This window comes from Fictibacillus tiangongensis (genome assembly GCF_048083785.1).
In the GTDB taxonomy this organism is placed as follows: Bacteria; Bacillota; Bacilli; order Bacillales; family Fictibacillaceae; genus Fictibacillus.
This window is the reverse complement of sequence record NZ_CP182294.1, coordinates 2,469,672-2,482,549: the sequence shown is the minus strand read 5'-3', so window position 1 is coordinate 2,482,549 and position 12,878 is coordinate 2,469,672. Positions and strand designations below refer to the sequence as shown.

Genomic DNA, 12,878 nt, shown 5'->3' with positions numbered 1-12,878 from the left:
AATATGTTACAATGCAAAACAGTACAGAAAGAAAGAAGGGTATCAAATGGCGTTAAGGTATGCGCTGTTAGGTTTATTAGCGAAAAATGAAGCAACAGGTTACGAGCTGACACAGCAATTTAAAGAAACGGTTATTCATTTTTGGACAGCCCATCACACGCAGATCTATAGAGAATTATTAAAGATGGAAGAAGAAGGACTAACACAATCTAAGACCGTACAGCAAAATGATTATCCAGATAAGAAGATATATGCGATCACAGATAAAGGTTTTGAACAGCTGCTCGAATGGATGCTGAATAAACCTGTAAATGCACCAAAACTAAAAGATGATCTGTTATTAAGGGTATCCATGTTTCATTTTATCCCGACAGACAAAGCGATAAACTTTTTAGAGACGAGTAAGAATCATCATAAGATGGGTTTAGAGATGACGAAACAATGGTTAGACGATCATTTTCCGAACGGTACGTACAAAGAGAACGAGTTGGGTGAATATTTAACGATCGAGTTTGCCATCCGGTATATGGAGAGTTGGCTGTCCTGGTGTAATTGGGCGATAAAAGAATTAAAAAAGAAGGGTGAGTTAGAAAAATAAATGGAAATCATATTTACGGATACAGCACTGGAACGACTGGAAAAGAAGATGCACGGCAAAAAAGGTTACTTAAAACTCAAACATGATACAGAAGGCTGCGGATGTGTTGTAAGTGGAGTAGCTGCATTAGTCCTAGTGAATGAGATAGAGGACAACGATACAAAAATTGAAACGAATGGTCCAGATCTATTCATGGAATACAATACAGCTGTTTTCTTTGCTGAAAAGATGACGATCGATGCACCAGCAGGTAACCATTTTGCATTAAAAAGCCCTGGTGAGATGCTGAATCCTTCAATGAAATATTACGATAGAACGAAACAAAACACGGGCATATAGAATACCCGTGTTTTTGTTTCGTTATGGCTGAGGAACATTTTTTAACAGTTGAAACTGCTTGCTTGAAACAGGTTTTGAAAGAAGAGGAGATATGTAAGCGGCTGCTTCAAGCAGTTTGTCAAGATGAATACCAGTTGAAATTCCCATTTGAGAAAGCATGTGTACGACATCTTCAGAAGCCACATTGCCTGAAGCCCCAGGTGCGAACGGACAACCGCCAAGTCCTCCAGCAGATGTATCAAAGCGATCGATTCCAGCCTGCAGACTCGCAAAGATGTTAGCAAGAGCCATACCCCTTGTATCATGAAAATGAGCGGTTAAAAGTGTTGTTCCACGCAGATGATGCTTTAAAAGTGTAAACAGTTCAAAACACTCAGCTGGATTGGCCATCCCGATCGTATCTGCCACACTTAGTTCATCCACACCCATCTCTTCAAAATCTAGACAGATTTTTAAAACGTCCTGTTCATCGATCTTTCCTTCGAACGGGCAATAAAAACTAGTAGAGATACAAGCCCTCACAAAGAATCCTCTGCGCTTTAAATCTTCGATCAGGGGTCTTAGTTCATTCATACTAGCTTCTGTTGATTTGTTTATATTCTTCTTATTGAACGTATCGCTGACACCTACGAATACAGCAATATGCTTCACTCCAGATTCAACAGCTAAGTCAATTCCTTTTTGATTTGGAGCGAGGACAAAATTTCGTTGGTCGTCCAGGCAGTTATCAATAATAACAGAAGCATCTTGCATTTGAGGAACCCATTTCGGTGACACGAATGAGGTGAGCTCCATCTCTTGAAATCCGGCATTTTTTAATAGAGAAATAAATTCTATCTTGTTCTTTGCAGGTATTAAATTCTTCTCATTTTGAAGACCATCTCGCGGTCCAACTTCTATAAGCGTAACCCTTTCAGGTAAGTCCACTAGTGTAAACCCCTTTCTTGAAAACGTTTTCCTATGGCTATTTTAACTAAAAAAAATTGTCTGTTGCAACACATTTAAATTGTTATGGTATGATAAAAAGGAATTTTCAGAAATTTAATAGAGATCTACAAGGAGGAGACTAGGAATGGTTTCAAGGGAGAGAGATGCTGTAGTTGTAAGCGCTGTCAGAACACCGATCGGAAGCTTTATGGGAAGCTTTAAAACGGTTGCGGCAACAGAATTAGGAGCAATCGCGATTAAAGATGCATTGAAAAAAGCTGGTGTCCCGCAGGATTCAGTAGATGAAGTCATCATGGGAAATGTTCTGCAAGCTGGACTCGGACAGAACCCGGCGCGACAAGCGGCTATTAAAGCTGGTTTGCCGAACGAGGTATCCAGCATGACGATAAATAAAGTATGCGGTTCAGGTCTCAAGGCGATCCATCTAGCGTGCCAAGCGATCTGGCTAGACGAAGCAGATATTATCGTTTGCGGTGGAATGGAAAACATGAGCCAAGCTCCTTATCTTTTGAACGGAGCGAGAGATGGTCTCCGAATGGGTAACGCTCCTATGGTAGATTCCATGATTCAAGACGGATTATGGTGTGCATTTGGTGATTATCACATGGGAATCACCGCGGAAAACTTATGCGAGACACATTCATTGTCCCGTGAAGAGCTAGATCATTTTGCAGCAGAAAGTCAAAGAAAATGTGCACAAGCACAAGAACAAGGAAAATTTAATGACGAGATCACGCCGGTAGAGATTCCTCAACGTAAAGGTGATCCGATTATTGTTGATACAGATGAATACCCGAAACCAAGTTCAACGGCTGAAAAGCTAGGGAAGCTTCGCCCTGCGTTCAAGAAAGATGGAATGGTAACAGCAGGTAACGCGTCAGGCATCAATGATGGTGCTGCAGCACTTGTTGTGATGAGCAGAAAGAAAGCAGAAGAACTAGGATTGAAACCAATTGCCGTTGTAAAAGCGAATGCAAGCGCTGGTGTTGCACCAGAAGTGATGGGAATCGGACCAGTGGAAGCTGTTAAAAAAGTTTTAAGAAAGACAGAGTTAAGCATGAATGACTTTGACTTGGTTGAAGCAAATGAAGCATTTGCAAGTCAATCTCTAGCGGTGGGCAAAGATCTTGAATTTGATAAAGAAAAATTAAACGTAAACGGTGGAGCAATCGCACTTGGGCATCCGATCGGAGCAAGTGGTGCAAGAATCGTTGTCACATTGCTTCATGAAATGAAACGCAGAAACGCAAAACGAGGTCTTGCAACGCTTTGTATCGGTGGTGGCCAAGGGGTAGCGTCAGTTTTTGAGAACGAAGCAGAATAAATGATTGTTAAAAGACAAAGATCGTATGAAAAGGAGAGAGAAAAATGAAACCAATAGTGAACTCAGCACTTGAAGCTGTAGCGGAGATAAAAGATGGATCTACTCTTTTAGTTGGAGGTTTCGGGCTCGTTGGAATTCCTGAAAACTTAATTTTAGCTCTAGTAGAAAAAGGAACAAAAGATCTCACCGTCATCTCAAACAACTGTGGAGTAGACGATTGGGGTCTTGGCCTTCTATTGAAGAACAAACAGATCAAAAAGATGGTTGGTTCCTACGTAGGAGAGAACAAAGAGTTTGAAAGACAAGTATTATCAGGTGAGATTGAAGTAGATTTGATTCCACAAGGTACACTCGCTGAAAGAATAAGAGCAGGCGGTGCAGGTATTCCTGCCTTTTATACACCAGCTGGAGTAGGCACACCGATTGCTGAAGGAAAAGAAACTCGTACGTTTAACGATAAAGAATATCTGCTTGAAGAGGGAATCGTAGCAGATTTCAGTTTGATCCGCGCTGCTAAAGGAGACAAAGCAGGCAACCTGATCTATAACAAAACAGCTCGTAACTTTAATCCAATGATCGCAGCAGCAGGAAAAGTGACGATCGCTGAAGTAGAAGAGATTGTTGAGATCGGTGATCTGCATCCCGATTACATACATACACCAGGTGTATATGTTCAAAAGATGATCGTCGGAACTCAAGAGAAACGTATTGAACGACTAACTGTAAAAAAAGGATAAGAGGAGGGAAACCATTATGAATATTAGAGAAAGAATTGCCAAAAGAGCTGAGAAAGAGATCGAATCAGGATTCTACGTAAATTTAGGAATTGGAATGCCGACGATGGTTGCCAATTTTATTTCCGACAATAAAGAGGTTGTTCTGCAGTCAGAGAACGGCCTTTTAGGAATCGGCCCTTATCCGCTTGAAAATGAAGTTGATCCCGATCTGATCAATGCAGGGAAAGAAACCGTAACGGCAATTAAAGGTGCTTCATACTTTGACAGTTCTGAATCGTTTGCGATGATCCGCGGCGGTCACATTGATATCGCGATATTAGGCGGGATGGAAGTTTCAGAGAACGGAGATCTAGCCAACTGGATGATTCCAGGAAAGATGATAAAAGGAATGGGTGGGGCGATGGATCTTGTGCACGGAGCAAAAAAGATCATCGTTATCATGGAACATGTAAACAAAGCAGGTGAAAGTAAGATCTTAAAACGATGTCAGCTTCCACTAACAGGAAAAGGTGTTGTAGAACGAATCATTACAGACCGTGCTGTCATGGATGTATCTGATAAAGGTCTCGTGTTAAGAGAAGTAGCAGAAGGATACTCCGTAGAAGATGTAGTAAGTTCAACAGAGGCTAAACTAACGGTTGCAGAGGATGTTAAGCTAAACGCCTATTAATAGACCCATTCTCCGCTATATGCCATGCATGAAGAAAGTATATGACCAATACAAAGTTCTTAATCTTTTAAATAAAGAGGTGCAGCCAAAATGGCTATCTATATAATAGATGGGGCTAGAACGCCGTTCGGATCATATGGAAAATCATTGACAGGTGTGAGTCCTACAGACCTAGGTGAGATATCTGCGGTTGAGGCGATAAAACGAGCCAATATTTCCCCCGCAGATATAACGGATGTTGTTTATGGAAATGTTATACATTCGAGCAAGAATGCCGCATATGTAGCGAGACATACTGCATTAAGAGCAAGAGTGCCAGCGGATGTTCCTGCCATGCTCGTCAACCGCTTATGTGGCTCTGGCCTGCAAGCAGTCGTTTCAGCCACGCAGAACCTACGTGACCAGGAAGAAGGAATTGCGCTTTCTGGAGGGATAGAAAATATGTCGCAGTCACCGCATGTATCCTTTCACCACCGGTTCCATAATCAAAAGTTTGGTCCGATCACATTTGATGACATGCTTCTTCAGACGTTAAGTGATGAATATATCGGGTGTGGAATGGGGATAACTGCTGAAAATTTAGCTGATCAATACACCATATCAAGAGCTGAACAAGATGAATATGCTAGCCTAAGTCATAGAAAAGCCGCTGAAGCTAGAGAGAGTGGAAGATTTACAAAAGAGATCGTTTCAGTGCCTGTAAAGAACGGAGCTCTTTTTACAGAGGATGAAGGAATCAAACCTGATTCATCTGTATCGTTGCTTGGAGAGTTGAGGCCATCTTTTAAAAAAGACGGAACAGTTACAGCAGGAAACTCTTCTTCTATCAACGATGGCGCTGTGTCACTCATCCTTGCTCATGAAAAATCAGTAAAAGAAAAAAGGTTAGAACCGCTCGTAGAAATCGTTTCCTGGGCCGTTACAGGTGTCGATCCATCGGTGATGGGAATTGGTCCAGTACCTGCCATTCAGAAACTCCTGCAAAAAACAGGTCTTTCCATCGATGACATTGGTTTGTTTGAAATCAACGAAGCGTTCAGTTCTCAATACTTAGCTGTAGAAAAAGAACTGCAATTAGATCGTGAAAAAACGAATGTAAACGGAGGAGCGATTGCGCTAGGTCACCCTGTGGGAGCAAGTGGCGCAAGGCTGTTGCTTACATTGAGTTATGAAATGAAACAGCGTCAAGAAAAGTATGGAATAGCGAGCCTTTGTATTGGCGGTGGGCAGGGAATTGCGATGTTATTAAAATTAATCTAGAAAAAGTCCCGTGCAGCGATCGCTGCAGCGGGACTTTTTCAATAGAATCATGCTCGGTGTGTTTCGTAGATTTCAGCCGGAAAAAGAGAGCGCAAAGACTCTGACTCTGCTTCACTTAAAGCGGTAGATTTAAAGGTTTCAATATTTTCTAAAAGTTGTTCAACAGAGCTTGCACCAGCAGCTGCAGTTGCCACCGGCTCTTGATTCAACACATATTGCAAAGCTGCATGTGTGATGTTTTTATCACCTAAGATATCTTTAGACTTCTCGATCCTTTTTTGAATGTCTGCGCCCGTGTAATGAAGAAACTTGCCATCAGCACTCTTTTGGAAAGCTTTTTCACTCAACCACCCTTTTGCAACAGGACCTCTTGCGATAACGCTTATATCCTTTGTATTGAGAAAAGGAAACAGTTCTTCAGGACGCCTATCCAATAAACTGTATTGCATCATGATACTTTGAATATTCGAGTGCTCTGCAAAATATTTAATCGTGTTCGGCCGTATAGAAGAAATACCATAATAACGGATATATCCTTCTGACACGAGTTCATCAAAAGCTTCGATCGTTTCATCAAGCGGATCATCGATCGTTCCTCCGTGAAGCTGGTAGAGATCGATATAATCGGTTTGTAGACGCTTTAGGCTTTCTTTCAAGGCAGATTTAATATAAGTTTTAGAAGGATTCCATTGCCATCCATCTCCTGGCTTGCTCCAATCGTTCCCGCCTTTTGTAGCGAGAATAATATCTTGTCTAACGTCTTTTAGTGTCTTCCCAATAAACTCTTCGTTCCACCCGAAGCCGTATAAATCTGCTGTGTCAAAATAATTAATACCATGGTCGAGCGCTGTCTTCACGATTCTCTCGTTCTCGTTGCCAAGCTCAGGAGCAAGTGACATACATCCTAAACTCAGTTCACTCACATACAGATCAGAAGAACCAAGTCTTCTTTTCTCCATTCCAATCACCTCAACTTCATTTCATTTGTTTCTGTTCTAAACCTATCATAATGACCTTGAAAAAGAAAAAAGTCCGCACAAAAAAACGATGCGAAGAATGTTTCGCATCGGTCAGTAACTTTAAAATGCGTTTATTTTTTGGGAGAAGTAGCGTCGATCCAGTCTTGGACAAGTTCATGCTGCTTACTATAGTTTTGCAGCATATATTTAATCTGCCAAGCCTTGCCTACAAGCGTGATGCCTTTAGGTTGAAGATAGATCTTCATCTGCTATGCCTCCTTCAATGTCCTATTAAATGCAGTATTCCAAAGTATGATAGACTTTATGTAGAGAAGAAGATAAATAGACCATTGGAGTGTGGAAAATGGAAAACTTATACGAAAAAACGATAAGCAAGGAACAGATATACAGCGGTAAAGTTATTGATCTATATATAGAAGAAGTTGAACTGCCGAATAAGAAGATAGGAAAACGAGAGGTTGTTAAACACCCAGGAGCAGTTGCCGTACTAGCAGTGACAGATGAAGGTAAGATGTTAATGGTAGAGCAGTTCCGTAAACCACTCGAAAAAACAATTATTGAAATTCCAGCGGGTAAGCTTGAAAAAGGAGAAGACCCATTAGAATGTGCCAAGCGTGAATTGTTAGAAGAAACAGGTTTTGCTTGCGAATCTATGGAATCTATCGGTTCTTTCTACACCTCTCCAGGGTTTGCAGATGAACTGATCCATCTCTACTATACGAATACTCTTACAAAACAAGGTGATCAGATGACAGATGAAGATGAATTCTTAAACGTCCTAGAATTAAGTATAGATGAAGCAAAAGAATTAATGAGAGAAGAAAAGATTCATGATGCAAAAACAGCTTATAGTGTTATGTATATGGAGTTAACTCGTGCACTTAACAAATAAACTTCTACCGTTCTTTGCAGATATGCATATTCACATCGGAGCATCTCGAACAGGAAAGGCGATTAAGATTACAGGCTCAAGATCTCTGACACTCCGCAATATCTTACATGTAGCCAAACATGTAAAAGGGATGGATGTTATAGGAATCATCGATTGTCATTCACCTGAAGTAATTCAAGAATTAAAAGAGCTTAAACAAGAAGGTTACTTGAAAGAGCTAGAAGAAGGCGGCTTATCCATTGATGGATTAACACTCATTCCTGGAGCCGAGATCGAAATTAACGATGAACATTGTAAAGGCCCGATCCACGTTCTTGTATACATGCCTAGCCTTTCTGCGATGGAGAACTTAAGTCTTTGGCTATCGTCTCGAATGAAGAATATCCATTTGAGTTCACAGCGGATGTACGGCAGTGCTCTTGACCTACAGCACTTCGTGAAAAATTTCGGCGGATTATTTATTCCTGCTCATATATTTACTCCATTTAAAAGTTTATACGGAAAAGGAGTAGCCACTTCTCTATCCGAAGTGCTAGATCCGACATTGATAGATGGTGTTGAGTTAGGTTTAAGTTCGAATACCGAGATGGCTTCACGACTAGAAGAGCTTTCATCGTTCACCTTCCTAACGAATTCAGATGCACATTCATTAGAGAAGATCGCACGTGAATATCAGATGCTTTCCTTAAAGAAACCAACTTTTGAAGAATTTAAAATGGCACTTCAAGGAAAGAATGGCAGAGAGATTATTGCAAATTATGGTCTGAATCCTTATCTCGGAAAATATTATAATTCTGTCTGTGAAACATGTTTGGAAGTTTATCTTCTGAACAGTGAGAGGTGCGATAAATGTGGAAGTAAGAAGTTCGTAAAGGGAGTCAACGATCGGATCAACGAACTTCAAGGAACACAGGCAAGCAAAAGTAAAGTAACCAGACCACCTTATATACATCAGATACCACTTGAGTTCATACCAGGATTAGGTCCAAAATCTTTATTTAAACTCCGTGAAGCGATTGGGACAGATATGGATATCATACATTCTTCTTCAGAAAATCAACTTAAAGAAATTGTAAAACCAGCTATAGCAGAACAGATCTTATCTGCTAGAAACGGAGACCTCTCTGTTCAAATGGGCGGTGGTGGAACTTACGGAAAAGTAATTGTAAACCATCCTAGTAAAACGAAAAAATAAGACATACCTTCTCCCCTGATTCATAGAATAGGATTAAGAGATTCGGTGGAGGAGGCTTACATATGGAGAGTGCGCGTTATTACATGCAGCGGCATCTAGAAGAGAATAAGACCTTGTATGCGTTTGTTTGTGTTCTCTTTTTAATGGGTGTCATTTTTGGAGCAATTATCGTAAATTCGTTGAGTCTGAATCAAAAGCAAGATCTATACACGTATTTATCACGTTTTTTTGTTCAAGCTGCGGAAGGTGGCTTTACGAGTAAAACGGATATGTTCTTTCAAAGTTTTGGCCATTATCTAAAATACATGGGTCTGATGTGGATTCTTGGACTATCCGTGATCGGTCTGCCTGTTATCTTAATTATGCTGTTCTTAAAAGGAGTAGTAATTGGTTTTACTGTAGGATTCTTAGTAAATCAAATGGGATGGTACGGCTTTTTATTATCTTTTGTGTCGGTTCTGCCTCAGAACGTACTATTAATTCCAGCATTCATTATTGTAACAGTAGCAGCAGTGGCTTTTTCATTTAAGATGATTCGTCAGCTGGCTTTTAAAAGGCACCATATGCCTTTTCTGCCACAGCTGTTAAGATATACACTTTTGGTTGCGGGTGTAGGTGTAATGGTTCTGCTTGCCTCAACGATGGAAGCGTTCTTCACCCCAGCTTTAATGGAGCAAGTTATCAAATGGTCGATTTAGTTTCTGAATAATGATTATTTGTTTATAATAAGTTTAAATCGTTAATTAAAATGAGTTTAAATTGACAACTTTTTTCTCCATGCTTATAATTATCTTGTGCGTACATAAGGAGGAAAAGGGTATGGAAAGCAGAATCGACCGTATCAAAAAACAGCTGCATTCACAAAGCTATAAGCTGACTCCACAGCGTGAGGCGACCGTTAGAGTCCTCCTCGAAAACGAAGAAGATCACTTAAGTGCGGAAGATGTTTATCTGCTCGTAAAAGAAAAGGCGCCAGAAATTGGTTTGGCGACCGTTTACCGTACTCTGGAACTCTTAACCGAGCTTAAAGTAGTAGATAAGATTAACTTTGGTGATGGGGTTTCCCGTTACGATCTTAGAACAGAGGGTGCGGATCATTTTCATCATCATCTCGTTTGTATCGAATGTGGAGCGGTGGATGAAATACAAGAAGACCTTCTTGGCGATGTGGAAAAAGTAGTTGAAGAAGGCTGGAATTTTAAAATTAAAGATCACAGACTGACATTTCATGGAATCTGTCACAGATGTCATCCTAAGAATAATAATGAAGGTGAAGGAAGCGAAGAGTAGCGCTTCCTTTTTGTTTTTTGCTCCGAAATATCGAGTTGGTAGTACTTCTGAAAAGGATTTCATGCTCATTTAGAAGATATTAGGCAAAGAATATTTACAAAGTCCGAAGAATCGGGTAACGTATGAGTTGTAGATTTAAGTTTTATGTATAATCGGGGAACATGTGGGCATAACCTGTACTATATGAGGACAGGGGTGGACATGATGATTTCCTGGATGAAAATCGTTTGGAATACAACTAAGGTGTTCTTTGCTTTTTCAATTTGCACGCTCGTGTTTTATTTCGGTTTGCTTTGGATTAATTCAGAATATGAAAACTATCATAGATATGACGAACCAAAAGGTAAAGCTGTTAAAGTCTTTAACTTGAGTTCTGATAAGGACTCAAACCCTGTAAAAAGACTTTTTTATTTTTATCAAACGGGTGAGTAAGGAGGGGTAGAGTGAACGAACATGTTCAGGATTTTCTTCAATACATTATTGTAGAACGAGCCCTCTCAAAGAACACAATCGACTCCTATAAGAGAGATTTAACTCAATATGTACGATATCTCGAAAAAGTCGAATCTCTTGAAACTATTCATGAGATTGACCGTAATCATATAATGGGGTATCTTTTATTTTTAAAAGAGAATGGTAAGGCTTCCACGACGCTAGCGCGCAACATTGCGTCTATTCGGTCTTTTCACCAGTTTCTTCTAAGAGAGAAAGTCTCCAGTCAAGACCCTTCTGTACATATTGAAACACCTAAAACAGAGCGAAAGCTTCCTAAAGTATTATCCACAGAAGAGGTTGAAGCCTTATTAGACACACCTGCTGCAAACGATCCCTTTTCTCAGAGAGACAAGGGTATGCTCGAGCTATTGTATGCAACAGGGATTCGAGTTTCAGAACTTGTACAGCTTAATATAGGAGATGTTCACCTAGATATGGGGTTCATCCGCTGTATAGGTAAAGGGAATAAAGAAAGAATTATTCCTCTTGGGAAAATGGCCCAAACAGCAATCGAACGATATCTGCAAAATGGACGTTCAATCATGTTAAAAAGCAAGAAAACGGATGCGCTCTTTCTAAATCATCACGGAAATCGTTTATCTCGACAAGGATTTTGGAAGATATTAAAGCAACTAGCAAGAAAAGCTCATATTGAAAAAGAACTCACGCCGCATACTCTTCGTCATTCGTTCGCTACTCATCTATTAGAAAACGGTGCGGATCTTCGAGCAGTGCAAGAGATGCTGGGACATGCTGATATTTCAACCACACAAATATATACGCATGTAACGAAAACGAGATTAAAAGATGTATACTCCGCCTTCCATCCGAGGGCGTGAGCTTTCTTTTTTAAACAAGATGTCAGACTTCTGACATCATCAAGGATTTGTTTGTTGTTACTGCTAAAAGGAAATAGTAAATAAGTGAATGTACGAATTTCAGGAGGACAAGATGAAACAATCACGTTTTAAGAGAACTTTTTTAGTTGTAATGGATTCTGTAGGAATTGGTGAAGCGCCAGATGCAGAAAAATTTGGAGACAAAGGAGCTCACACGCTAGGCCATATTGCTCGTGAGATGAATGGCCTCAACGTTCCAAATATGGAGAAGCTTGGACTTGGAAATATTGATTCGACGATGGAGGGTGTTGAAAAGGCAACGAATCCAATCGGTCATTACGCGAAACTACCTGAACTTTCAAATGGTAAAGATACAATGACGGGGCACTGGGAGATCATGGGACTTCATATTAAGGAACCTTTTCAAACGTTTCCAGATGGCTTTCCAGATGAATTGATGGATATGCTTACTGAAAAATGGGGCAGAGGAATTCTTGGCAACAAAGCAGCTTCAGGTACAGAAATTATTACTGAGCTTGGAGAAGAACATGTGAATACAGGTAAGTTGATCATTTACACGTCTGCTGATTCAGTACTTCAGATTGCAGCTCATGAAGATGTTGTTCCACTTGAAGAATTATACGAGATTTGTGAAACGGCAAGAGAAATGACACGTGATGGCAAGTATATGCTGGGAAGAATCATAGCTCGTCCGTTTAAAGGTGAGCCAGGAGCCTTTGAAAGAACGTCTAACCGTCACGACTACGCTTTAAAACCATTCGGAAGAACGGTAATGAACGAGTTAGAAGACGCAGGTTACGACAGCATCGCACTAGGTAAGATCTCTGATATCTTTGATGGTGAAGGTGTAACAAAAGCCATTCGCACGAAATCGAACATGGATGGAATGGACAAGCTTGTGAAATCTATGGATGAAGACTTTACAGGTCTTAACTTTTTAAACTTGGTCGACTTTGATGCATTGTTCGGACATAGAAGAGATCCTAAAGGTTACGGACAAGCATTAGAAGAATTTGATGCTCGATTACCAGAAGTTCTAGAAAAGCTAAAAGAAGATGATCTGCTTATCATTACGGCGGATCATGGAAACGATCCTGTTCATCATGGAACAGATCACACACGTGAATATGTGCCATTGATGGTATATTACAAAGGCATTAAAGAAGGTAAAGAACTTAGCGTAGGTAATACGTTCGCTGATATTGGTGCGACCATCGCTGAGATTTATGATGTGAAAAAACCTAGTATCGGTCAAAGCTTTTTAAATCAACTTTAAAGTTATGTTAAGGG

16 protein-coding genes are annotated in these 12,878 nt (G+C 40.3%); 13 read left to right on the top strand and 3 right to left on the bottom strand.

Features of this window, described 5'->3' with window-relative positions; translation table 11 throughout:
• The first annotated feature begins 46 nt into the window (after window positions 1–46).
• Both ACNJYY_RS13385 and ACNJYY_RS13380 read left to right on the top strand, forming a co-directional pair.
• Window positions 47–598, top strand: coding sequence for a PadR family transcriptional regulator (locus ACNJYY_RS13385; RefSeq protein ID WP_416728898.1), 552 nt, complete (start codon window positions 47–49; stop codon window positions 596–598).
• Complete coding sequence (locus tag ACNJYY_RS13380; protein ID WP_416728897.1) at window positions 599–937, top strand: iron-sulfur cluster biosynthesis family protein; 339 nt, start codon at window positions 599–601, stop codon at window positions 935–937.
• A 21-nt stretch (window positions 938–958) separates the two neighbouring features.
• Here ACNJYY_RS13380 and ACNJYY_RS13375 read toward each other — a convergent pair whose 3' ends face one another.
• A complete protein-coding gene (locus ACNJYY_RS13375) occupies window positions 959–1,864 on the bottom strand; it encodes a hydroxymethylglutaryl-CoA lyase (RefSeq protein ID WP_416728896.1) in 906 nt (301 codons plus the stop codon).
• 145 nt (window positions 1,865–2,009) lie between these two features.
• Here ACNJYY_RS13375 and ACNJYY_RS13370 point away from each other — a divergent pair, with 145 nt between their 5' ends.
• The 4 genes from ACNJYY_RS13370 (at window position 2,010) to ACNJYY_RS13355 (ending at window position 5,876) form a co-directional block, all read left to right on the top strand.
• Window positions 2,010–3,209, top strand: a complete 1,200-nt coding sequence (locus ACNJYY_RS13370) for an acetyl-CoA C-acetyltransferase (RefSeq protein ID WP_416728895.1) — start codon at window positions 2,010–2,012, stop codon at window positions 3,207–3,209.
• A 44-nt stretch (window positions 3,210–3,253) separates the two neighbouring features.
• Window positions 3,254–3,946 (top strand): CoA transferase subunit A, encoded by a 693-nt coding sequence (locus ACNJYY_RS13365; protein ID WP_416728894.1) that lies wholly within the window; start codon window positions 3,254–3,256, stop codon window positions 3,944–3,946.
• Between the two features lie 16 nt (window positions 3,947–3,962).
• A complete protein-coding gene (locus tag ACNJYY_RS13360; protein WP_416728893.1) occupies window positions 3,963–4,616 on the top strand; it encodes a CoA transferase subunit B in 654 nt (217 codons plus the stop codon).
• Window positions 4,617–4,706: 90 nt separating this feature from the next.
• Window positions 4,707–5,876 carry a thiolase family protein gene (locus ACNJYY_RS13355; RefSeq protein ID WP_416728892.1) on the top strand — a complete coding sequence of 390 codons (1,170 nt, stop codon included), beginning with the start codon at window positions 4,707–4,709 and terminating at the stop codon, window positions 5,874–5,876.
• 47 nt (window positions 5,877–5,923) lie between these two features.
• Here ACNJYY_RS13355 and ACNJYY_RS13350 read toward each other — a convergent pair whose 3' ends face one another.
• Complete coding sequence (locus ACNJYY_RS13350; protein WP_416728891.1) at window positions 5,924–6,835, bottom strand: aldo/keto reductase; 912 nt, start codon at window positions 6,833–6,835, stop codon at window positions 5,924–5,926.
• A 131-nt stretch (window positions 6,836–6,966) separates the two neighbouring features.
• Window positions 6,967–7,101 carry a Z-ring formation inhibitor MciZ gene (mciZ, locus tag ACNJYY_RS13345; RefSeq protein WP_416728890.1) on the bottom strand — a complete coding sequence of 45 codons (135 nt, stop codon included), beginning with the start codon at window positions 7,099–7,101 and terminating at the stop codon, window positions 6,967–6,969.
• A 98-nt stretch (window positions 7,102–7,199) separates the two neighbouring features.
• Between mciZ and ACNJYY_RS13340 the strand changes: the two genes are divergently transcribed.
• From ACNJYY_RS13340 to deoB, 7 genes are all read left to right on the top strand, one after another.
• On the top strand, window positions 7,200–7,748 hold the full coding sequence (locus ACNJYY_RS13340) for an NUDIX hydrolase (RefSeq protein WP_416728889.1): 549 nt from the start codon (window positions 7,200–7,202) through the stop codon (window positions 7,746–7,748).
• Between the two features lie 22 nt (window positions 7,749–7,770).
• A complete protein-coding gene (locus ACNJYY_RS13335; RefSeq protein ID WP_416731871.1) occupies window positions 7,771–8,943 on the top strand; it encodes an endonuclease Q family protein in 1,173 nt (390 codons plus the stop codon).
• A 62-nt stretch (window positions 8,944–9,005) separates the two neighbouring features.
• The gene (gene spoIIM, locus ACNJYY_RS13330; RefSeq protein WP_416728888.1) at window positions 9,006–9,641 is read left to right on the top strand and encodes a stage II sporulation protein M; all 636 of its coding nucleotides are present in this window, start codon (window positions 9,006–9,008) and stop codon (window positions 9,639–9,641) included.
• Between the two features lie 121 nt (window positions 9,642–9,762).
• Window positions 9,763–10,233, top strand: a complete 471-nt coding sequence (locus ACNJYY_RS13325; protein ID WP_416728887.1) for a Fur family transcriptional regulator — start codon at window positions 9,763–9,765, stop codon at window positions 10,231–10,233.
• Between the two features lie 201 nt (window positions 10,234–10,434).
• Window positions 10,435–10,665 (top strand): YqzK family protein, encoded by a 231-nt coding sequence (locus ACNJYY_RS13320; protein ID WP_313957519.1) that lies wholly within the window; start codon window positions 10,435–10,437, stop codon window positions 10,663–10,665.
• A gap of 11 nt (window positions 10,666–10,676) precedes the next feature.
• Entirely contained in the window at window positions 10,677–11,567 is an 891-nt protein-coding gene (xerD, locus tag ACNJYY_RS13315; protein WP_144699259.1) for a site-specific tyrosine recombinase XerD, read from the top strand.
• A 112-nt stretch (window positions 11,568–11,679) separates the two neighbouring features.
• Window positions 11,680–12,864 (top strand): phosphopentomutase, encoded by a 1,185-nt coding sequence (deoB, locus tag ACNJYY_RS13310; protein ID WP_416728886.1) that lies wholly within the window; start codon window positions 11,680–11,682, stop codon window positions 12,862–12,864.
• Window positions 12,865–12,878: the final 14 nt, after the last annotated feature.